Here is a 21,723-nt window from a genome sequence, read left to right on the forward strand (position 1 = left end):
CGGCTTTTTTGTCTCCTCCCCCGCATCCCGCCAATTTTCGCTGCTGAACACAAACAGGCTTTATTGCTTCCTGCAGAGTACGTGGATAAAAACAAACTGTATGTTGTAACTAAGACGATAAAGGCACAGAAAAAGGGCAAAAGAAAACGGGCGATGATATGCCCGTTTGTTACTATAATCACTGATACTGGATAAATAAACAGCATGCCGTAAAAACGGCACTTTACCCGCTGATTTGTTCCATTGCCTGAATAATCCGTTTATCTGAAACCGGATACGGTGTCCCCAATTGCTGGGCAAACAGACTGATACGCAGTTCTTCTATCATCCAGCGCACCGCCTCCGCTTCCGATCTGCGTTTCTCCACCGGTGACAATTTACCCTGCCACTGCTTCCACAGGTTCTGAACATGCTCGATTTTACTCATGTTCGCCCTGTCGCGGTTAACGTCAGACACCAGTTTTTCGATGCGCCGCTCTATCCCCTGTAAATAGCGCAGGATATCCGGCAGACGCTGCCAGCCGTGCGCCGTCACAAAGCCCGGGAAAACCAGCCCGCTCATTTGTGCTTTGATGTCAGAGAGGGCAAACGCCATCTGCATATCAATCCGCCCTTTCAGGCGTTTATTAATAGCAAATGTGGTGGTCAGGATTTGCTCCACCAGCTTCGCGATACCGACAACGGTTTCATTCAGCTCAGCCCGGACAAACTCCTGTAACTGCGCGAATTTATCCTCCTGCCAGACCACACCGCCGTATTGTGCGATCAGCTTATCGACACCACAGGCGATACAGTCATCAATCAGATCAAGTACTTTGCCGTACGGATTAAAATACAGTCCCAGCTTGGCTTTGTTCGGTAATTTCTCATGCAGATATTTGATTGGCGAAGGAATATTCAGCAGCAGCAAACGCCGCGTTCCCGCCTGCATCGCCAGTTGCTGCTCAAATTCCGTTTCAAAAACCTTGATACCGACACTCTGTTTTTCATCCACCAGCGCCGGATACGCTTTCACCGCATAACCACCGCGCTTTTGCTCATAGCAGCCGGGAATGTCGCCGAAACGCCAGATATGCGCACCGCTTTGTTCGATACCGTCATCGACCACATCAGACAATGTTTGCTGCACCTGCTCTTTCAGGCTCAGTTTCAGGGCTTCCAGATCGTAACCTTCCGCCAGTTTTTTCTGTTTATCCCCCGTGATACGGAAGGTGATTTTCAGATGTGACGGGATCTGATCCAACTGCCATGATTCGCGATCAACGGTAACACCGGTCATACGGCGCAGTTCCCGCTCCAGCGCATCCAGCAGCGCGCCCTGCGGCTCAGGCACCCGCTCCATAAATGCGCCCGCATAGTTTGGTGCAGGTACAAAATTACGGCGTACCGGTTTCGGCAGCGATTTGATCAGCGCAATAATCAGTTCTTCACGCAGTCCCGGGATCTGCCAGTCAAACCCTTCCGGACTGACCTGATTCAGTACCGGCAGCGGAATATGTACGGTCACGCCGTCAGCTTCCGTTCCGGGCTCAAACTGATAACTCAGACGGAATTTCAGATCCCCCTGATACCAGTAGTTCGGATAATCCTGTGCCGTCACCTGATTAGCATCAGAGCGGATCAGCATGTTTTTCTCATAATTGAGAAAATCCGGTTTCTGTAACCGTTCCCGTTTCCACCAGTTATCAAAGTGCCGTGATGAGATAATATCCGGCGGCAGACGGGTATCGTAGAAACTGAACAGCGTTTCGTCATCCACCAGGATATCGCGGCGCCGGGATTTGTGTTCCAGCTCTTCCACTTCGTTACGCAGTTTCTGGTTTTCACGGAAGAACGCATGACGGGTCAGCCAGTCACCTTCCACCAGTGCATGACGGATAAAGAGTTCACGACACAGCGCCGGGTCGATATTGCCGTAATTCACCGGGCGTCCCGCCACAACCGGCAGCCCGTAGAGCGTGACTTTTTCCGTTGCCATCACCGCACCCTGTGATTTTTCCCAGTGCGGCTCGCTGTAGTGATATTTCACCAGGTGCGGTGCCAGCGGCTCTATCCATTCCGGTTCGATTTTAGCGGCAATACGCCCCCATAACCGGCTGGTTTCCACCAGTTCCGCCACCATGACCCATTTTGGCGGCTTCTTAAATAAGCCGGAGCCCGGGAACACGGAGAAACGCGCATTACGCGCCCCGGTGAACTCCTGTTTTTCCGTGTCTTTCTGCCCGACATGGGACAGCAGACCGCTCAGGAGCGACAGATGCACATTTTTATAGTCCGCCGGTTCGCTGTTCACCGGGATTCCCTGCTCTTTCACCACCTGGCGCAGCTGGGTATACACATCCTGCCATTCGCGGATCCGCAGATAGTTAAGGAACTCCTGACGACACTGTTTGCGCAGCTGCGAGTTGGATAATACTTTCTGCTGTTCTTTCAGGTAGTTCCACAGATTCACAAAGGCAATAAAGTCAGATTCTTTATCCGCAAAGCGGCGGTGTTTTTCATCCGATGCCTGTTGTTTCTCCAGCGGACGCTCACGGGGATCCTGGATGGAGAGTGCGGCAGCGATCACCATGGTTTCCCGCACCGCGCCGTGGTTACGGGCTTCCAGCACCATCCGCGCCAGACGCGGATCAATCGGCAGTTTGGCCAGCTGACGGCCGGTCTGTGTCAGATGATAATGCCCTTCAGCGGAGGTTTTACCGTCGATAGCACCCAGCTCTTCCAGCAGTTTGACGCCATCCTGAATATTGCGTTTATCCGGTGCTTCCACAAACGGGAAGGCGGCGATATCCCCCAGCCCGATAGCGGTCATCTGCAGAATAACAGAGGCCAGGTTGGTGCGCAGAATTTCCGGATCGGTAAATTCCGGCCGGGACAGAAAATCATCCTCAGAATAGAGGCGGATACAGATCCCGTCAGAAACACGACCACAACGCCCTTTCCGCTGGTTTGCCGAAGCCTGTGAAATCGGCTCTATCGGCAGGCGCTGAACTTTTGTCCGGTAACTGTAGCGGCTGACACGGGCAAAACCGGTATCAATCACATATTTGATGCCCGGAACAGTCAGCGAGGTTTCCGCCACGTTGGTAGCCAGCACGATGCGCCGCCCGGTGTGGGGCTGAAAAATCCGGTTCTGTTCGCTGTTGGAAAGACGGGCAAACAACGGCAGCACTTCGGTATGGCGCAAATCGGCTTTATTCAGCGCATCGGCGGTTTCACGGATCTCCCGTTCTCCGCTCATAAAGATAAGAATATCCCCGGCACTTTCCCGTCCCAGTTCATGCACCGCATCCAGAATGCCCTGAGTCAGATCGCGATCCGAATCATTCTCTTCACCCATCACCGGACGATAACGGACTTCCACCGGATAGGTACGCCCGGAGACTTCGATAATCGGTGCATTACCGAAATGACGGGAAAACCGCTCCGGATCAATGGTCGCGGAGGTGATGATCACTTTCAGATCCGGACGTTTCGGCAGCAGCTGGCGCAGATAGCCAAGGATAAAATCGATATTCAGGCTGCGTTCATGCGCTTCATCGATGATAATGGTGTCATATTGCAGCAGCAGCTTGTCCTGCTGTAACTCTGCCAGCAGGATCCCGTCCGTCATCAGCTTAACCAGCGAATTATCACTGACCTGATCACTGAAACGGACTTTATAACCGACAGCACCGCCAAGCGGGACTTTCAGCTCATCCGCAATACGGGAGGCCACGGTCCGCGCAGCCAGACGACGCGGCTGGGTATGGCCGATAAACCCGGTGATACCGCGTCCCAGCTCCAGACAGATTTTCGGGATCTGCGTGGTTTTCCCGGATCCGGTTTCCCCCGCGATGATCACCACCTGATTATCACGGATCGCGTTATAAATCGCTTCACGCTTCTGTGAGACCGGCAGATTATCCGGATAGGTAATTTCCGGCCGGTTGGCAATACGCAGCTCTGTGCGGGTAATACCGCGCAGCATCTCATCCTGTAATCCTGCCAGCACCTTCTGCTGCGATTCCGGGTTGCGGATCTTCGCCACCCCCGCCAGCCGTTTGCGGAACTGATGCTGCTCCCGCAGCGATAAATGGGGGATTAACTGTTTTAATTCATTAAGAAGGGAATTCACCTTGCTGTCCTTCTGGTCGGTAATTTTGTGCCGTCTGTACGGTTTGGCTTTTTGTGCGGCGGGTCTCCCCTCTGTCATTGTTATCCCGTTTTCGGAGTAACACACACCGCACATCCTGATTAAACTTGCCGTATCCGGCCATGGTCAGATTTTTTGATGTTATACGCCGAATTTATCTGCTGTTCTTTATGCAGCGGCTTTCATACACTGATTACGTAATAAATAAGCTGAATCACAATAACAAGGTTTACTATGCAAAAAGTTCTCGTTCTGAAATCCAGTATTCTTGCGGACTACTCACACACCAACAAAATGGCGGATTATTTTATCGGACAATGGCGGAAAAATCATGCAGATGATGCAATCACTGTCCGCGATCTGAGTGCCGATCCGGTACCGGTGCTGGATAACGAAATTGTTTCCGGTATGCACGCGCCGGCAGGCGGCACCTTAACACAGCGTCAGCAGTCCGCAAATGCATTACAGACTGAACTGATTGATGAGCTTTTTGCACACGACGTTATCGTATTCACCGCACCAATGTATAACTTCACGATACCGACACAACTGAAAACCTATCTGGATTTCATTGCTGCTGCCGGTAAAACGTTCCGCTATACCGAAAACGGTGCCGAAGGGCTGGTGACGGGCAAACGCGCCATTGTTCTGACCGCCCGCGGCGGTTTCCACCGCGATCAGACTTCTGATCTGATTGTGCCGTTTATGACGCAGTTCCTGGGTTTTATCGGGATCAGCGATATTGAGTTTATTTATGCCGAAGGTGTCTCGATGGGTGAAGATTTTGCTGAAAAAGCACAGCAGAATGCCCGTCAGTGCGTTGAAGCACTTTCCGCATAACCGGATAACAACACAAAAACAAGCAGTATCATCATTAATCATCCTTGTTCCGCGCCGGGTCATCCGGCGCTTTTTTTTGCTGCTGCGCTATTTCTTCAGCCATTTACCGTTGATACCGAGCACATATTCTCCCTGCGGTGCGCGGGTCACCAGTTTCTGTCCGGCGATTTTAGCCACTTCATCCGCTTTCATCCGGTTGGTTTGTGCCAGTTCGCTGTACTTTTGTGTCCGTGCCGTATTAATCTCTTTCACCAGACCGCTGACATCCTGCCGTGACGATGCTTTATCCACCGCTGCGATATAACCGCTGAAGGTTTCGCCCACCAGTCCCTGCTGTTTGGCTTCATCCAGGGTCAGGGCAAACGCGGAGGTACTGATCAGTAATGTCAGCGCGGCCAGCCCGCTGTTAATGAATTTACGCATTATTCACCTCAAAATATCGCTGAGTTATTTTTCAGCAAATCTTCGACCTGACGGTCAATTTTGACATTAATTTCATGTTCAATTTTGACATTCATATTGATATCAATGGGTTTATCCGGTGTGGCCACTTCCACCCGCAAACACCCGTTAAGCGCGATAATCATCAGCGGTAATACCGCACCTGCTATCCATTTTTTCATTCTGACTCCGTCGGAGGTTACTCCTGATTCTGTGAAATACTCTTTTCCAGCCAGGCTTCCAGATTGCTGCCGAAACGCAGACTTCGCCATAACTGAAACACATTTTCCTCATGCCGGTAATTCAGGTTTACCGTCCGCCGTGCATCCAGTACCGGATTATAGCCGGAAATCACCGATGACATCGTCAGGACACCCAGGTTGGTCAGATTGACATCCGTCCGCACCCGTTTCATCACCAGATAATCCAGCCAGTTAATCGCCGTACCCGCTGAAATATTATTTTCACTGACCGATTCAACAAACTGATTATCCAGATTGAGGGTCAGCGGTTCGTCGTTTTCCACCCAACCGTTATGCACAATCCACTGCGGATTATCAATATAAAACGGTAATTCCCCGCTGATACTGCCTTCAAGGGCAAACTGTGTCACTTTCAGCGTATTGATCAGCGGGCCGGTATTCAGTTTATCCAGTTTTATCACCGCTGCGGTTTTCTGCGGAATAGTCAGCAACGGCATAGTCACCTGCCCGCCCAGCACATCCAGACTGACACCGGACAGTTTCAGCGGACAGGCATCATCGTACGGATAATAGCCCTGTAAATCGGCTTTAATATCCGTGACTTCAAACAGATTCTCAACCCGCGCAATCCGCAGCATCACCGGCGTTTTACTGCCGAGCTGCCAGCGGCTGTCCGAAAGACGCCACGGCAGGACAAAATCGACACCGTCCACTTCGCCGTCTTTCAGCCACATGCCCGCCTGTTTGACCACCCAGTGTCCGCCGGCCACAAATCCCTGACCCGGTGCAGCGGAATACGCTGCCTGAGCATAGAACACACCGTGACGCAGAGTGATCCCCAGATCGGCCGGGATCAGGGTCTGAAATGCCCGCATATCCTGCTCCGGCCAGCGTGCCTCACCACGCAGGCGAACACCGTCCCAGCGGCTCCAATAGTGTATCGGCCCGATATTTTTCCCTGCTGACAATGTGCCTTTAACAGAAAAATCACGCGGATCACGACCATCCAGCGCCATATCAAAGGTAGCTGACGGCAGATAACTGTTATCCAGCCGGATTTTACGGGTGGTCAGCTGTACTTTGCCGGACAGTTTCTCCTGTCCGCCGGTCCGGATCCAGATCAGCGGAGATAACAGTGTCAGCGCCGGGGCATCCATCGACATCATGCCGTAGCGGATACCGTTAAATCCGGTATTCAGTTTCCGGATGCGGATTTCCTCATCCAGCCAGGAACCGGCACCGGAGAATGTCCAGTCCGCATTCAGCGGCTTCATCCGGCCTTTACCCCAGATTTGCCAGTACCAGCGCCCGTTGTCCGGCAGGAATTCCCGCGCCAGGCCTTTCATCTGAAAACGGTAGCGTCCCAGTTCCGGATTGTTCACCGTCACAATGGCATCCAGCGGCCCGGAAATTCCCTGCTGTGACAGCGACGTTCCCGCCAGCGGCAGACGCAGTTCTTCCACCAGAAAATCCGGGCTGAGCTGCCCGCGTGCCCGCACCAGCGCCCCGGAGCGTAACCGGATCACCGGGTCAGCAAATGTACCGGTCAGCACCGCCGGTACCCGTCCGGCTGCCCACATATCATTGTGATTAACCTGTCCGGCCAGCTCAAAAGGAATATCGAATCCGGTCAGCGGAAGGTGTGTTTCCGGTAACTGCAATACCACCGTGCCTTTACCGCGCACCCCCTGCGTGGTCACTGAGATCCGCGCCCCCAAAAGCATATCCGCCGGGGAGGCGAGCCAGTTTTTCAGTTCTGCGCTGATCGTTCCCTTCAGTGGCTGCTCCCACTCATCCCAGCGCCATTCCCCGTTTTTAATCAGAATGCTTTCCGCCGTGGCTTCCCAGGGAATATTCAGCAGCACAGTCTGCGGATTGGTTTCACTCAGAGCCAGCACGCCCTGCCGTTCCTGCCAGTCAAAGGTCACCCTCAGCGGCTGTGGCCGGTATGTGGTTGTAATTTCCGCCTGCAAGCCGCCTTTCTCAGGCAGCGCCGCCGTATTCAGCGGCAGAGTCAGTGCGCCGCTGAGGGCAAATTTTTCATCACCGATAGTGGCGTCCAGTTGCGACAAAGTCAGGTTCAGTGCCGGATCAACCGCCAGTTCCGCCTGAATATTCTCTCCCTGATAACTCAGATGCTGTCCCCGGCCGGGTGCAGTTGTCAGGCTCAGTTTTCCCTGATACATCAGCCAGGGCGCGGGAATAACATTATCAGCAGTCAGCGTCACCGGCGGCAGCTGCGATAACAGCACACCGATATCAACCGGTGTGCTGCCTGTTTCTTCAGAGCCGGAAGGTAATTTCTGAAAGCAATCCGCATTACCGGTCAGTGAACCGGCATCAATAACCCAGTGACCGCCGTGCTGATAGTGAAGTGATAACTTTTCCCCGCCTGCCAGCTGGCAGGTATTACTGCGGAGAGATGCTTCTTCTATATAGAGACCACCGGCACGGATTTTCGGCTGAGAAAGTGACAGTGTAACGCCATCCGGCAAAGAGGATTTCACCACGGCAGGCAGCCAGCGCGGAATTGTCAGCCAGGCCGCCGGGAGGATAATCATCAGCAGAACAAGCAGTACCACCAGCACTTTCAGTAATTTTTTCATAGACCTCAGAGGTGCAGTTCCCCGGTTACAGATACATCAACTAAGCGTTATACTGTAGTCAGCATATTTCAATCATTTCTGAACACAGGATAGACCTATTTTGTCAGGGCTATCCGGTTTAGTGTAGCGATTTATTTTTTAGCGGAGGAACCCCGATGAAAATCGTCAGTTACAGTACCAAACATTACGACAGCAAACATATGGATTTGATTAATCAGGATCCGCGCTTTCAGTATGATATCGAATATTTTGATTTCCCGCTGACACAACAGACCGCAAAAAACGCAGTGGGTGCCGATGCTGTCTGTATTTTTGTGAATGATGATGCGAACCGGGAAGTATTACAGGAACTGGCGGATCTCAATATCAGAATCCTCGCACTGCGCTGTGCGGGTTTTAATAACGTAGATCTGGCCGCTGCAAAAGAACTGGGTATTCAGGTTGTCCGTGTTCCTGCCTATTCACCGGAAGCCGTGGCAGAGCATGCTGTCGGCATGATGCTGAGCCTGAACCGCCGTATTCACCGTGCTTACCAGCGCACCCGTGATGCTAACTTTTCTCTCGAAGGTCTGACCGGTTTTAATATGCATAACCGCACTGCAGGCGTGGTCGGGACAGGCAAAATCGGGCTGGCCGTACTGCGGATATTAAAGGGATTCGGGATGCGGCTGCTGGTGTCTGACCCTTACCCTAACCAGACAGCGCTGGATCTGGGTGCAGAGTATGTCGATCTGAACACCTTGTTTGCACAGTCTGATGTGATTTCTCTCCACTGCCCGCTGACACCGGAAAACCATCATCTGCTGAATGACGCCGCATTCGCCAAAATGAAAGACGGCGTGATGATTATCAACACCAGCCGCGGGGCACTGATTGATTCCGTTGCCGCGATTAATGCCCTCAAACAACAAAAAATTGGCGCACTGGGCATGGATGTCTATGAAAACGAACGGGATTTATTCTTTGAGGATAAATCAAATGATGTGATTCAGGATGATGTGTTCCGCCGCCTCTCCTCCTGTCATAACGTGCTGTTCACTGGTCATCAGGCGTTTCTGACAGAAGAAGCGCTGCTGAGTATCAGCGAAACCACGCTGGAAAACATCACAGCCCTCTACAACGGCGAAACATCCTGTAACATTGTGTTACAGAACTAGTGACTGCTACACATAACATTACAATTTAATCCCGGAGATTTTATCCTGCTCTCCGGGATTTTGATTATAAAAAAACCAAAAAACATAAACTTAGGCAATGTCATTAAGTTTATTCTCAATTTTGCTCATCTCAATTTTTGATGCTAACATTCGCCTCAGTTTTTTGATGAGATTTTCTCAATAATCACGGCAGCTGATATTCCCTTCGATATTGGTCAGATTTAAGAGTAAATATATTCCGGATAAAAAAAAGCCCCGAACGGGGCGGACAGGATACAGATATTGAGTAACGTATTTTTTGTTTTAATGTCCGCATTATAAATCATACTTAATAAACAAATCCTAAATAAAGAGAACACAAACAACAGACTCTGTTTTGTTGCCGTATTCTCTTTGTTATAGCTCTGTTTAATTATATTGATGTAACATTGCACCTATAAAGTAAGGCGCAGCAACCATATATTATCATTAACCGTAAACTATCATTTGTGATGTTATTAACTGATGCTTTCCCATAATATTAAAACGGGATACTTCCGGTTAATATCGAATACAGAGAGTAAAAATATGTCTATGTTAAACCGTTTAGTTTTAATTGCAGGTATTGCATTATCTTTTGTCGCACACAGCGAGTCATTACAGGGCCAGCAAGGCGGTGTCATTAATTTCTACGGGTTACTGACAGAAGCACCCTGCACCTATCGGGTATCAGATAATAGTGTGAATGCCGAATGCTACCGTACAGGCGAAACGGCCAAATTTAATGGCAGTATTCAGGCAGGTAATAAACTTAACGGCACATTAATACCGGATAATATTGGCGAAGTAAATATCACGCCGGTTTCATCTGATTCAGAAAAACATATTGTTACCGTAAGCTACCGCTGATTTGGCAAAGATATACTACACAGCAAGTATAAAAATAAAATGACGGGAATATTAAAAACAACACATATCCCGTACAATCAAAAACAATAAATAACATACCTCATTTAAATCAAACATCTCCGGATGTTTGATTTTTTTATTTGTGATAAAGAAAAATCCCCCTCTGTCCGCCATTGTTACTATCAGATTCAGCCGGTAGTTCTCTTTTCTGTCATATGATACCGTTACCTTTAAATTAAGTAATTTTAATGATACCGGTAAAAAGGAGACAGCATTAATGGATGACAACCTGACAATTCTGTTACAACGCCTGCAAAATACTGCGCCTGAATCACAGGTCACGTTCACCCGTGATGAACTGAATATACTTATCCGGGCACTCTCTGCATACACGGCAATCCCGGCGGCCTCACTGATTGTCACCACCCGGGACTCCGGCGCCGTCAGCCGTGTCATTAACTACGGCTGGAGTGAAGAAGAAAAACAACAGACGGAACAGCAAGGCGGACAATATATCCCGCTGTTCCGTCATGATCTCAGCGGCTGAACTATTCCCCGGCCAGGGCACGCGGGAACAGCAAGTTATTCTCCAGGCTGATGTGTTCCATCAAATCACCGATAAACGTGTTGATGCCGTTATACAGCACCCGCCAGGTTGTGCAGGCTTCCTCCGGCGGCGTGACATTGTTGGTGATAAACTTAATGACCTCCACAATATCCCCCGCATCATCATGTTCTGCTTCCATAACCTGTACCGGCCCTGCCGCCTGCGGCCCCATGCCGTTGCAGATCATCGGAAACAGCACCTGTTCCTCTTTCATCATATGCGAGGTCAGTTCTTCATGCAGTGCAGTCAGCTGCCGGGCCAGCCCTTTCGGGACACTGGCTTTGGCGGCATGTACCCGCTCCACTTTTTCTGCCTGTAAAATCAGCTCCGGCAACTGTGCGCGGTGGCGATCGTGATAACGGGTAATAATAAAAGCGATAATGTCGCCCAACGGGGCTTTCCGCCAGTCCTGCGCCGGCGCCTCATCTTTCAGGGCCAGTAATGCCTGTTCAATCTCATCGATATTCAGGGATTTTTTCTCTGCCGCTGTTGCCAGCGTCCGTTTTCCGCCACAGCAGAAATCCAGATCATAACGGCGGAAAAGTGCCGATGCACCATTCACAGACAGTGCCAGTTCACCCAGGGTTTTTTCACGTAATGTCATTTTTGTTACCTCAGAATTCAGTCGTAAACTGTGATAATCAGTGCTGCGGCAGCTGACGCAGCAGCGTAAAAGCATCACTGAGTTTGTCTTCCGTTACCGCAAACGCATGCAGGTTTCCGGCGCTGTCATGGCCTTTGGCGATCATACCGTTGCGGCTGATATCAATACTCCACTGCAAATCCGGATGACGGAGATTCCCGGCAAGCTGTACCGGCAGATCCGGCGTTTTTACCCTGATAAGCATCGGCGGTAATGTCAGTTTTCCCTCTCCGCCGGTCAGATTTTTCGCCAGGCAAACCGCACTGAGCATAATCGGCTGCAGATACTGCATCACTTTGCCGTCAATTTCCGCGCAATCACCGAGGGCATAAATGTCCGGGTCCGATGTCTGTAATGCACTGTCAGTCACAATGCCGCGCCGGACAGTCAGACCGGCCAGCTCAGCCAGCGAGGTCTCCGGTTTCAGGCCGGTGGCGGCAATCACCACATCCGCACGGGTCACACAATCATGATCAAACCGCGCTTCAATTTCATTTTCTGTTTTCTTCAGTGACTGTAACTGCGTGCCGGTCAGCACCCGCACGCCGGACGCGGACAGGTTATGCCGCAGACGGCTGCTGAGCTCTGCGGGCATCAGTGAAGATAAAATACTGGCCGCCATATCCGCCAGGGTAACGGTTTTACCGGCCCGGCAAAAATCCATTGCCAGTTCCGTGCCGATAAGGCCGCTGCCGAGGATCAGTACCCGCTGTGCATTGCGCAGCTGTGTTTCGTGTTGCTGAAAATCCTCACGGCTGTTGAGTGTCAGCATCAGTTCATTACCGGGCACCGGCGGACGGCACGGTGTTGCACCGGTCGCCAGTACCAGCTTGTCATAGTGCCATTGCTGCTGATCACTGCCGATAAAATGCTGTTGTGCATCAATACTGCTGATCCGGGTATGCGGGAACAGCGCCACATTATATTGCTGCGCAAATTCCTGTGCTGACTGCCTGATAAGATCAGCGGCATGCTGATTCAGGCTTATCACATGGCTTAAATCCGGTTTGTTGTACTCATCGATACTGTCTGCCGCAATCACCGTCAGCGGCACCTGTGTATCGGTTTTACGGATATTTTTTACCAGTTGGCGGGCAGCAAAGCCCCCGCCGATAATCACAATACCTGCGCTCATGCGGCCTCCGTTGCCAGGACATCAAATACATCTTTGCCGAGAGAACACTCAGGACACAAAAAGTTGTCCGGCACGCAGGACCACGGTGTGCCCGGCTCCACGCCCTGCACCGGCTCACCTTTTTCCGGGTCATAAATCCACTGACACACGCTGCACTGCATGCACGGCCCCAAATCCTGCGAAGATGCATTTGTGACAGTGTCACATAGTGTTACTTCTTCTGTTTCATTTACAGCTGCTGCCGGTTGCGGTGTAACCGGGTTTGGTACCTGCACTGCCGGTCTGCTGACCGCCGGTAATATCCCGGTCGCCCACTGACGCGCCAGATCACGCCCGTACTGACGGCACTCTTCAAGGGTATTCAGATCAGGGCGCCATTTTGCTTTCAGTGACATCGTGGTTTCAAAACCGGCATCCATCAGCCGGGTCTGTACACGGTCAACTGCTCCGCCGTTCCAGCCGTAACTGCCGAAAGCCGCTGCTTTTTTATTGCGGAAGCGCAGACCGGTTAATTCCTCCAGCATGCCGGCAATTTTCGGCATCATGACATTATTCATGGTGGATGAGCCCACCAGCGCTCCTTTTGAACGGAACACACTGGTGATAATGTCATTTTTGTCGCTGCGGGCGACATTAAAGATTTTCACCGCCACATCCGGGTCTGCTTCATTAATCCCCTGTGCGATTGCATCGGCCATCATGCGGGTGTTATTGGACATGGTATCGTAGAAAATCGTGATGCGATTTTCCTGATAATCCGCCGCCCATTTCAGATACCACTCCACGATTTGGGTCGGATTATCGCGCCATACCACACCGTGTGAGGTCGCGATCATATCCACCGGCAGCCCGAACCCGAGGATTTCATTAATTTTCGGGGTCACCAGACGGCTGAACGGCGTCAGGATGTTGGCATAGTAACGCTGGCACTGCTCAAACAGCTCAGTCTGATCCACCTCATCGTTAAACAGCCGCTCGTCACAATAGTGCTGACCAAAGGCATCATTACTGAACAGAATGGCATCCCCGGTCAGATAGGTCATCATGCTGTCCGGCCAGTGCAGCATCGGGGTTTCGACAAAAATCAGCTGTTTGCCGTTACCGATATCCAGGGTATCCCCGGTTTTCACCACATTAAAATGCCATTCCGGATGATGGTGATGACCATTAATGGAATCAATGGCATTTTCTGTACAATAGATCGGTGTGTCCGGAATCGCCGCCATCAGTTCGGTTAATGCCCCGGCGTGATCTTCTTCCGCATGGTTAATCACAATGTAATCAATATCGTTCAGGTCGATTTGTGTCTGTAAATGCTGCACAAACTCACGGCTGAATTTGTGATCAACCGTATCAATCAGGACATTTTTCCCCTCACGGATCAGATAGCTGTTATAGCTGCTGCCGAGCAGGGTTTTGTATTCTGTTCCGTGGAAATCGCGCACTTCCCAGTCACGCTGTCCGACCCAATGCACATTATTTTTTACATGAATAGCCATTTGATAGTTACCTTCTGTTTTTATGCTTCGTTACAGAGAGATAATCAATTTGCGTGCCAACTTTTATTATGTTGTTTTATAAGGCTTTTAAATTTTACCGGGAAAAATAAGTGTCAAAATGACTATGCAATTAACTGTCAATATGACATTGTGTTGTCATAATGACAGCGGAGGACAGCATGGGATTTTCAGTTGATGTACTTACCGGCATTGCCATTGCCTTACAGCGGGATATCGGTCATCAGGATCGCTTTCAGCGCCTGGTCTCCACACTGCGCCGGGTGCTTAATTGTGATGCGGCTGCACTGTTGCGTTATGAATCACATCAGTTTATTCCGCTGGCGATTGACGGGCTGTCACCGGATGTTCTCGGCCGCCGCTTCCGGCTGGATGCGCATCCCAGACTGGAAGCTATCGCCCGCGCCGGGGATGTCGTCCGTTTTCCCGCAGACAGTCAGTTGCCCGATCCTTACGACGGTCTGATCCCGGATCATATCCATCTTAAAGTACACGCCTGCGCCGGTCTGCCACTGTTTGCCGGACAAAATCTTATCGGTGCGCTGACACTCGACAGCCTTGCACCGGATCAGTTTGATACATTCAGTGATGAAGAATTACGCCTGATTGCTGCTCTGGCCGCCGGAGCACTTAATAACGCCCTGCTTATCGGTCAGCTCGAGAACCAGCAACTGGCATTCAGCGCCTCCGCCGGGCTGGCGGCAGGGCAATCCGGCGGGCAAACCGATATTATCGGTCTCTCTCCCTGCATGATGCAGTTAAAGAAAGAGATAGCTATTGTGGCCGGTGCGGATATGAATGTGCTGGTCAGCGGCGAAACCGGTACCGGTAAAGAGCTGGTGGTACAGTCCATTCACGAACTATCCGCCCGCCGTGATCACCCGCTGGTGTATCTTAACTGTGCGGCGCTGCCGGAAACCGTTGCGGAAAGTGAATTATTCGGGCATGTCAAAGGCGCGTTTACCGGCGCTATCAGTAACCGCAGCGGGAAATTTGAAATGGCGGATAACGGCACGCTGTTTCTGGATGAGATTGGTGAACTGTCACCGGCCTTACAGGCCAAGCTGCTGCGGGTCTTACAGTATGGCGATATCCAGCGGATCGGGGATGACAGGCCGCTGCGGGTGAATGTCCGCGTGCTGGCCGCCACTAACCGGGATCTGCGGGCGGAAGTTGCTGCAGGCCGTTTCCGGGCTGACCTGTTCCACCGGCTCAGCATTTTCCCGTTACAGGTGCCGCCGCTGCGGGAACGCCATGAAGATATCCTGCTGCTGACCGGCTATTTCTGCGAACGCTACCGTCAGGCATTTGGTTTACCGCAGGTGGTGATAAGTCCTGCGTTACGTCTGGCGCTGCTGCATTATCACTGGCCGGGTAATGTGCGGGAGCTGGAACATGCCGTGCACCGCGCCATTGTGCTGGCGCGTGCCACCGGCAACAGTGAAGAACTGCTGTTACAGCCTCATCACTTCTCACCGGAAGAAATCCCTGAACCGGCTGTCAGCCCTGAAACACGCACCGCAGAGGCCGATCAGGATCTGCGCACGGCCACCGATGCCTTTCAGGCAGAGCTTATCCGCACTGCCCTTACCCGCAGTGACGGCAGCTGGGCATCGGCGGCCCGCCGTCTCGGCATTGATGCCGGAAATCTGCACCGGCTGGCAAAACGTCTGGGGCTGAAATAATCCCGGGACGGGACTTTTTGACAAATGTCATAGGGTAAGCCGCATTTTCTGCACTATGTTATGACCTCAAATGAAAATGATAACCATTACATTTATGAGGTCAGGGATAATGCAGAACAAATTCACCCGCCGCAGGCTGACACACTGCCTCGCGCTCTCACTTACTGCCGGTGTCTCCGCTGCGGCAGCGGAACCCGCACCGGACACCATTGTTGTCACCGCCGCAAAACAAAGCCGTCTCGCGCCGGATGCCGCACAGGAAAAAGAAAAACTGGAAAATGTCGCGGGCGGCACCAACCTGATTATGGTTGAAAAAGATACCCGGCTGGCAACGCTGCATGATGCGCTGGATTATCAGCCCGGCGTGCTGGTGCAGAATTTCTTCGGCGGTATTGATCAGCCACGGCTGAATATCCGCGGCTCCGGCGTACAGAGTGCCCCGCTGGCGCGCGGTATTCTGCTGATGCAGGACGGGCTGCCGGTCACCGATGCGGACGGCAGTTTCCATATCAGTACCCTGGAAATGCGGGATGCAAGGATGATCAGTGTCCGGCGTGGAGCCAACAGCCTGAATCCGCAGAGTAACAGCCTGGGCGGCGAACTGGATCTGATTTCCTATACCGGCCGTGACGAAGGCGGACGCCTGCGCTATGAATACGGTTCTTACGGCCGCGAAGGTTTGCAGACCGCCTTCGGCGGTGTATCAGATGACGGCCGCTTCGACGGACGCATCAATTTCACTTATGACCATTTCGACGGCTACCGCAAACACTCCTCATCACAACGCAAAACCGTGCGTGGTAATTTTGGCTATACCGCAGATAACTTTGAGAACCGCACCTCCCTGAACTGGACCGATCTGCGCTTTGATGTCGCCGGACCGGTTTCCGAAGCGGTACTCGACAGTGACCCGACTGAGGTTTACCCGATGGTCTGGCTGCGGGATCCGCACCGCAACGTGGAGCAGTTCCGTGCCGCCAACCGTTCTGACTGGCAGATAGATAATCAGCGCATCAGCGCCGGTGTCTGGTATATCCGTACCCACGATAATTTCACCACCCCGGCCTATTACCGTTTCAGTCAGAGCCACAGTGAAGGTATGCAGCTGGGCTGGCAGATGGAAACCGAGCCGGTCTCCTGGCGGGCGGCACTGGCAGCGGATCATATGAGTCTGGAAACCGATCTGATGCAAAACCGGCGCGGCACAAAGATGGACAAAACACCGATCGGTAAGTTTGACGGTAAGGCAGACAACATTTATGCCTCTGCCGGTGCCGGTATTCATCTGACACCGGAGCTGATCCTGAATCTGGATCTCAAAGCCACACATGCACGGCGGGATACAGAAAAGCGCAACAGTTCCGTTTCACTGGATCAGAGCTGGACTTTCTGGACACCCAAAGCCGGGGTGATCTGGCGTCCGGCGGATAATCAGCGCTGGTTTGCCAACGTCAGCGCCAGTCAGGAGCCCGCAACCTTCCATGAAATCATTAATTCCTCTGACGGCCGCCTGACAAAACTGGATCCGCAGAAAGGCGTGACGTTTGAAATCGGCGGTGACGGTGATATTACCGAACAGCTGAAATGGAATGTGGCGCTCTACCGCAGCTTTATCAAAGATGAATACATCACAACTTATGATTCAGAGGGAAATATCACCGGCGTCTTTAATTATGCCGCCAAAACCCGCCATCAGGGGCTGGAAGCCGGGATTAACGGCGTGGTTCCGGCGGGTCCCGGTGATGTGGAATACAAACTGGCCTGGACGTGGAATGATTTCCGCTTTATGGGCGGTGAGTATAACGGTAATTATATCGCCGGGATACCACGTAATATTGTCTCGGCGGAAGTGCTGTACCGGATCGGCGACTGGCGTTTCGGCCCGAATATTCACTGGGCACCGACCGATATGGCTGTCGATCACGAAAATCATCTCGATATTCAGAAACGCAAACACTATACGGTGCTCGGGCTGAGAGGCACTTATCAGCCTGCGGATAACTGGTCGCTCTATATGTCGATGGATAACCTGACCAACGAACACTATGCCACCACTTCTGTGGCGAACCGTTCAGTCACCGACAAAGACAGCACCCTGTTCCCGGGGATGGGATTCAGTGTTAACGGTGGTATCACCTATAATTTCTGATCTTACCGGCATAAAAATCCCCGTCCGGCGGGGATTTTTTATTTATTCAGAACGGACGCTGTGCCGGAATAGCCAGTTCCGCCAGATAGGATTCATTGGTGATCCGCACCGCGTCTTTATCAATCCCGATAAACGCTTTTTGCCGCCAGCCGGAAAACAGGCGGCTGAGGGTTTCATAACGGACACCCAGTTTTGCGGCTAATTGTCCGCGCGATAACGGCAGTACCACACAATCCGATTGCTGACACCGTTTCAGATCCAGCAGATAAGCCGCCAGCCGCTGCTCTGCGGAACTGGAGGTCAGCCAGTCGATATGGTTGATATTCTCATACAGCTTCAGACTGAACCGCGCCAGTAACTGCGCCATAATTGCCGGACAGGCATGACACAACCGTAAAATCGCCTGCTTATCCAGCATCAGCGCACTGCTGTCTGTTCTCGCCCGCAGGCTCATCGGGAAACGGTTATGCGGCATAAAAACAGCGGCGATCGCCACCAGTTCACCGGCGGTAAACATACCAAATACTTTTTCCTCACCCGACCAGGTATGACGGAAAACATCAATCTGCCCGCTGATCATCAGCGGACAGGCTTTTACTGTCTCCCCTTCACGACTGATCAATTCCCCCGCCACAAACTGACGATGTGTGCTGTCTGCCAGTACCCGCGCCAGATCATCATCCTCTGCCGCCTGAAATAACGGGCACGACCGGAGGATCGCCATTTGCTGTGCGGGGGCAAGGGTCTTTTTGACAAATGTCATAGGGTTTTCCTCTCAGTGCGGCCAGAATAAATGCAATTATAAATGATAACCAATCGCATTATCAATTTAATCATAAAATAAAAGGCAAATAACCTTATGATTAGTAATAGATTTACATTACTGCCGGTACTGTTTTTTACCTGCACAACAGCAGCTTATGCCGCAAAAGGTGCCGTACATTTTACCGATATGTCACAGCAGAATATTGAACTCGCCGCACCTGCACAGCGGATTGTAGTGATCCCGATTCCTGCCGCCTCCATGCTGGTCAGCGTTGACGAGAGCAGCAAGCGGCTCGCCGGAATGCATCCTTTCGCCGGTGTTGCCGCCCGCGACGGCATGCTCAGTGTGATGTTTCCGGATGTCCTCTCTGTACGCAGTGATGTGGTGGGGAATGATTTCGCACCCAATATTGAAGCCCTGCTCTCCGTTAATCCGGATTTGGTCTGGCAGTGGGGACACCGGGGCGATGACATTATCACGCCGATGCGCAATGCCGGTCTGACGGTTGCCACGCTGGATTACGGCAAAGAGGCCTATACACAGGAGTGGTTAACCCTGATGGGAAAAACCCTCGGCAAAGAAACCAAAACGGACGGGCTGATTGCCTGGCGCAAGCAGGTGATAAACCAGCTGGAAAACAGTGTTGCCGCCATTCCGGAAGACAAACAACCGCGTGTGCTCTATCTCTCTCATTTTAAACAGAGTATTCAGACTTTCGGATCCACGTCCCATAACAATGCGGATTTTGCACTTGCCGGAGGGGTCAGCCTCAACCGTGACCTGACCGGGCCGCGTACCCTGAATATCGAACAGATTCTGGTGTGGGATCCGGACATTATCCTGCTGGGTAATTTTGAGGCCGGGCTGGCACCCGCGGATATTTATAACAACCCGATGCTCAGTGATGTGACGGCGGTAAAGAATAAACGGGTCTATAAACTGCCGATCGGCGGCTTTATCTGGGATGCGCCAAATCAGGAAACACCGCTTTACTGGCAGTGGCTGGCTCAGATTTTTCATCCGGAAAGTGCGGCATTTCCGCTGCGGGAAGAGATCCGCAAACGCTATCTGCAACTGTACGGCTATTCTCTCACCGATGAGGAAACAGACCGTATTCTGCAGCTTGATCTGAACCGGGAAGGCCGTGATTATCTGACACTGATGGGGCGGCCGTGATGCGAAAATCCCGTCTGCAATGGTGCCTGTTATCCGCCCTGTTATTACTGACCATCGTACTTGCGCTGTGTGCCGGACGCTATGCGGTCTCTGTGACAGCGGTTCTGCAAATCCTGGCGGATACCCTGACCGGACGCAGCCCGTCTGCGGAATACAGCCGCACCGCTGAAAATGTGGTGCTGTATGTCCGTCTGCCGCGCATTCTGATCGCCGGACTGGCCGGTGCCGGGCTGGCTGTTGCCGGTGCCGCATTACAGGGCATCTTCCGCAACCCGCTGGTGGGACCGCAGATTATCGGTGTTTCATCCGGTGCGGCACTCGGTGGTGCACTGGCACTGCTGCTCTTTTCATCATTATTTATCACTATCAGTTTTGCTTTCCTCGGCGGTCTGCTGGCCATTGTGCTGGTCTTTTTGCTGGGACTAAACCGGCACGGCAGCAGTCTTCTGATGCTGATCCTTGCGGGCGTGATTATTAATGCTTTTTTTGCCGCCCTGATTTCGCTGATCACCTATTTTGCGGATCCGAACAATACCCTGCAAACCATCGTGTTCTGGCTGATGGGGAGTTTTGCCACCGCAACCTACCTGAAAGTGAACGTGTTACTGCCTGTTGTCATCATTGCCGGCGGGATTATTTTTGCCCTCCGCTTCCGCATCAATGTGCTGTCCCTCGGCGAGGAAAACGCACAGGCGCTGGGGCTGCCGGTCACTGCAACCCGCTGGACTATACTTATCTGTGTCACACTGATCACCAGCGCCACGGTGGCCGTTTCCGGCACCATCGGCTGGGTCGGGCTGATTATTCCGCATATCGCACGACTGATCAGCGGGCATGACCACCGTGTCCTTCTGCCCGCCAGTGCCCTGACCGGTGCGATTTATCTGATCGCCGTCGATACCCTGGCGCGCAGTATGACCAGTGCCGAGATCCCGCTGAGTGTCATCACCGCGCTGATCGGAGCACCGATTTTCGCCCTGCTCATTCACTCCATGAATAAAAAGGTGGCAGACCTGTGATCCGTGTTAATCAGCTCAGTTACCACACCGGTAAACGTCCGTTATTTGACGGACTGACATTCCGCCAGCCGCCGGGCACTATCGCCGCCATTCTCGGCCCGAACGGCCGCGGGAAAACCACCTTGCTGCGCCTGCTGCTCGGCCTGCAAAAAGGGGCAACCGGCTCTGTGCAGCTCAGTGCACCGGCAGCCTATGTGCCGCAACTCAGCGGTGCACTGTTTAATTACTCTGTCCGCACCATGGTCAGTCTCGGCCGGGTTCGCCATCTGCCCTGGTATGCATCCCCGTCCCGGCGTGACCATGACATCACCGGACAGGCAATGGCTGACCTCGGATTAACCCCGTTTGCGGACACCGCATTTAACCTGCTCAGCGGTGGTGAAAAACAGATGGTGATGATTGCCCGCGCACTGGCCGGTGAACCGGACATTCTGATCCTGGATGAACCCACTTCTGCGCTGGATCTGGCAAATCAGGATACGGTTCTGTCCGTTCTGAAAATGCTGGCTGCCGAACGCGGCAAAACAATCCTGTTTACCAGCCATTATCCGCAACATGCCCTGCATATTGCGGATTATTCACTGTTACTGTTTGACGGTACACAGTCGCAGTTTGGTCAGACATCCGCACTGCTGACGGAAGATAATCTGGAAAAACTGTATCAGCTTCCGGTTTCTGTTGTGCCGGTTAACCACCCGCACCGGCAGACCTGCGGAGTGATCCCGCTGTTCCGCTGAACCCATTTATTACCCGATT

17 protein-coding genes are annotated in these 21,723 nt (G+C 52.2%); 9 read left to right on the forward strand and 8 right to left on the reverse strand.

Annotation, left to right across the window (positions count from 1 at the left end; genetic code table 11):
• Positions 1-223 precede the first annotated feature (223 nt).
• Positions 224-4,195, reverse strand: coding sequence for an ATP-dependent RNA helicase HrpA (gene hrpA, locus U868_RS0110530; protein WP_162817224.1), 3,972 nt, complete (start codon positions 4,193-4,195; stop codon positions 224-226).
• Positions 4,196-4,369: 174 nt separating this feature from the next.
• On the opposite strand from hrpA, the gene U868_RS0110535 reads away from it, so the two are divergent.
• Entirely contained in the window at positions 4,370-4,975 is a 606-nt protein-coding gene (locus tag U868_RS0110535; protein WP_025153259.1) for an FMN-dependent NADH-azoreductase, read from the forward strand.
• A gap of 87 nt (positions 4,976-5,062) precedes the next feature.
• Here U868_RS0110535 and U868_RS0110540 read toward each other — a convergent pair whose 3' ends face one another.
• From U868_RS0110540 to U868_RS0110550, 3 genes are read right to left on the reverse strand one after another with little or no spacing between them, the layout of a single operon-like run.
• Positions 5,063-5,398, reverse strand: coding sequence for a YdbL family protein (locus tag U868_RS0110540; RefSeq protein ID WP_029991009.1), 336 nt, complete (start codon positions 5,396-5,398; stop codon positions 5,063-5,065).
• 8 nt (positions 5,399-5,406) lie between these two features.
• Entirely contained in the window at positions 5,407-5,598 is a 192-nt protein-coding gene (locus tag U868_RS0110545; protein WP_004237534.1) for a YnbE family lipoprotein, read from the reverse strand.
• A gap of 17 nt (positions 5,599-5,615) precedes the next feature.
• Positions 5,616-8,225 (reverse strand): YdbH family protein, encoded by a 2,610-nt coding sequence (locus U868_RS0110550; protein ID WP_025153261.1) that lies wholly within the window; start codon positions 8,223-8,225, stop codon positions 5,616-5,618.
• A 155-nt stretch (positions 8,226-8,380) separates the two neighbouring features.
• Here U868_RS0110550 and U868_RS0110555 point away from each other — a divergent pair, with 155 nt between their 5' ends.
• The 3 genes from U868_RS0110555 (at position 8,381) to U868_RS0110570 (ending at position 10,817) form a co-directional block, all read left to right on the forward strand.
• A complete protein-coding gene (locus U868_RS0110555; protein ID WP_025153262.1) occupies positions 8,381-9,382 on the forward strand; it encodes a 2-hydroxyacid dehydrogenase in 1,002 nt (333 codons plus the stop codon).
• A 567-nt stretch (positions 9,383-9,949) separates the two neighbouring features.
• On the forward strand, positions 9,950-10,270 hold the full coding sequence (locus tag U868_RS0110565) for a hypothetical protein (RefSeq protein WP_240182706.1): 321 nt from the start codon (positions 9,950-9,952) through the stop codon (positions 10,268-10,270).
• A gap of 277 nt (positions 10,271-10,547) precedes the next feature.
• Positions 10,548-10,817 (forward strand): hypothetical protein, encoded by a 270-nt coding sequence (locus U868_RS0110570; RefSeq protein ID WP_025153264.1) that lies wholly within the window; start codon positions 10,548-10,550, stop codon positions 10,815-10,817.
• Between the two features lies 1 nt (position 10,818).
• On the opposite strand, the gene ytfE is transcribed toward U868_RS0110570, so the two are convergent.
• Genes ytfE through norV form a run of 3 tightly spaced genes read right to left on the reverse strand, consistent with a single transcriptional unit; the run spans position 10,819 to position 14,154 of the window.
• A complete protein-coding gene (gene ytfE, locus U868_RS0110575) occupies positions 10,819-11,481 on the reverse strand; it encodes an iron-sulfur cluster repair protein YtfE (protein WP_025153265.1) in 663 nt (220 codons plus the stop codon).
• A 37-nt stretch (positions 11,482-11,518) separates the two neighbouring features.
• Positions 11,519-12,655 (reverse strand): NADH:flavorubredoxin reductase NorW, encoded by a 1,137-nt coding sequence (norW, locus tag U868_RS0110580; protein ID WP_025153266.1) that lies wholly within the window; start codon positions 12,653-12,655, stop codon positions 11,519-11,521.
• A complete protein-coding gene (norV, locus tag U868_RS0110585) occupies positions 12,652-14,154 on the reverse strand; it encodes an anaerobic nitric oxide reductase flavorubredoxin (protein ID WP_025153267.1) in 1,503 nt (500 codons plus the stop codon). Before norV ends, norW begins: the two co-directional genes overlap by 4 nt.
• 179 nt (positions 14,155-14,333) lie before the next feature.
• Between norV and norR the strand changes: the two genes are divergently transcribed.
• Both norR and U868_RS0110595 read left to right on the forward strand, forming a co-directional pair.
• Positions 14,334-15,857, forward strand: coding sequence for a nitric oxide reductase transcriptional regulator NorR (norR, locus tag U868_RS0110590; protein WP_025153268.1), 1,524 nt, complete (start codon positions 14,334-14,336; stop codon positions 15,855-15,857).
• Positions 15,858-15,966: 109 nt separating this feature from the next.
• Positions 15,967-18,006 carry a TonB-dependent receptor family protein gene (locus U868_RS0110595; protein ID WP_025153269.1) on the forward strand — a complete coding sequence of 680 codons (2,040 nt, stop codon included), beginning with the start codon at positions 15,967-15,969 and terminating at the stop codon, positions 18,004-18,006.
• A 46-nt stretch (positions 18,007-18,052) separates the two neighbouring features.
• Here the strand turns inward: U868_RS0110595 and U868_RS0110600 are convergent, their stop codons facing one another.
• A complete protein-coding gene (locus U868_RS0110600) occupies positions 18,053-18,769 on the reverse strand; it encodes a Crp/Fnr family transcriptional regulator (protein WP_025153270.1) in 717 nt (238 codons plus the stop codon).
• Positions 18,770-18,865: 96 nt separating this feature from the next.
• On the opposite strand from U868_RS0110600, the gene U868_RS0110605 reads away from it, so the two are divergent.
• Genes U868_RS0110605 through U868_RS0110615 form a run of 3 tightly spaced genes read left to right on the forward strand, consistent with a single transcriptional unit; the run spans position 18,866 to position 21,704 of the window.
• Complete coding sequence (locus U868_RS0110605; protein WP_004237523.1) at positions 18,866-19,948, forward strand: ABC transporter substrate-binding protein; 1,083 nt, start codon at positions 18,866-18,868, stop codon at positions 19,946-19,948.
• The gene (locus U868_RS0110610; RefSeq protein WP_025153271.1) at positions 19,948-20,967 is read left to right on the forward strand and encodes a FecCD family ABC transporter permease; all 1,020 of its coding nucleotides are present in this window, start codon (positions 19,948-19,950) and stop codon (positions 20,965-20,967) included. The genes U868_RS0110605 and U868_RS0110610 overlap by 1 nt, the downstream gene beginning before the upstream one ends.
• On the forward strand, positions 20,964-21,704 hold the full coding sequence (locus U868_RS0110615) for an ABC transporter ATP-binding protein (RefSeq protein ID WP_025153272.1): 741 nt from the start codon (positions 20,964-20,966) through the stop codon (positions 21,702-21,704). Before U868_RS0110610 ends, U868_RS0110615 begins: the two co-directional genes overlap by 4 nt.
• Positions 21,705-21,723 lie beyond the last annotated feature (19 nt).

Origin of the sequence: Morganella morganii H1r (assembly GCF_000633515.1) — a bacterium.
Lineage (GTDB): Bacteria > Pseudomonadota > Gammaproteobacteria > Enterobacterales > Enterobacteriaceae > Morganella > Morganella morganii_B.

What these genes read in the sequence shown, in the direction of transcription:
- U868_RS0110535 (WP_025153259.1), top strand. Translation starts at nt 4,370, where the DNA reads ATGCAAAAAGTTCTCGTTCTGAAATCCAGTATTCTTGCGGACTACTCA.
- ytfE (WP_025153265.1), bottom strand. Translation starts at nt 11,481, where the DNA reads ATGACATTACGTGAAAAAACCCTGGGTGAACTGGCACTGTCTGTGAAT.
- hrpA (WP_162817224.1), bottom strand. Translation starts at nt 4,195, where the DNA reads ATGACAGAGGGGAGACCCGCCGCACAAAAAGCCAAACCGTACAGACGG.
- U868_RS0110550 (WP_025153261.1), bottom strand. Translation starts at nt 8,225, where the DNA reads ATGAAAAAATTACTGAAAGTGCTGGTGGTACTGCTTGTTCTGCTGATG.
- U868_RS0110610 (WP_025153271.1), top strand. Translation starts at nt 19,948, where the DNA reads ATGCGAAAATCCCGTCTGCAATGGTGCCTGTTATCCGCCCTGTTATTA.
- norW (WP_025153266.1), bottom strand. Translation starts at nt 12,655, where the DNA reads ATGAGCGCAGGTATTGTGATTATCGGCGGGGGCTTTGCTGCCCGCCAA.
- U868_RS0110600 (WP_025153270.1), bottom strand. Translation starts at nt 18,769, where the DNA reads ATGACATTTGTCAAAAAGACCCTTGCCCCCGCACAGCAAATGGCGATC.
- U868_RS0110555 (WP_025153262.1), top strand. Translation starts at nt 8,381, where the DNA reads ATGAAAATCGTCAGTTACAGTACCAAACATTACGACAGCAAACATATG.
- U868_RS0110540 (WP_029991009.1), bottom strand. Translation starts at nt 5,398, where the DNA reads ATGCGTAAATTCATTAACAGCGGGCTGGCCGCGCTGACATTACTGATC.
- U868_RS0110570 (WP_025153264.1), top strand. Translation starts at nt 10,548, where the DNA reads ATGGATGACAACCTGACAATTCTGTTACAACGCCTGCAAAATACTGCG.
- norR (WP_025153268.1), top strand. Translation starts at nt 14,334, where the DNA reads ATGGGATTTTCAGTTGATGTACTTACCGGCATTGCCATTGCCTTACAG.
- U868_RS0110565 (WP_240182706.1), top strand. Translation starts at nt 9,950, where the DNA reads ATGTCTATGTTAAACCGTTTAGTTTTAATTGCAGGTATTGCATTATCT.
- norV (WP_025153267.1), bottom strand. Translation starts at nt 14,154, where the DNA reads ATGGCTATTCATGTAAAAAATAATGTGCATTGGGTCGGACAGCGTGAC.
- U868_RS0110545 (WP_004237534.1), bottom strand. Translation starts at nt 5,598, where the DNA reads ATGAAAAAATGGATAGCAGGTGCGGTATTACCGCTGATGATTATCGCG.
- U868_RS0110595 (WP_025153269.1), top strand. Translation starts at nt 15,967, where the DNA reads ATGCAGAACAAATTCACCCGCCGCAGGCTGACACACTGCCTCGCGCTC.
- U868_RS0110605 (WP_004237523.1), top strand. Translation starts at nt 18,866, where the DNA reads ATGATTAGTAATAGATTTACATTACTGCCGGTACTGTTTTTTACCTGC.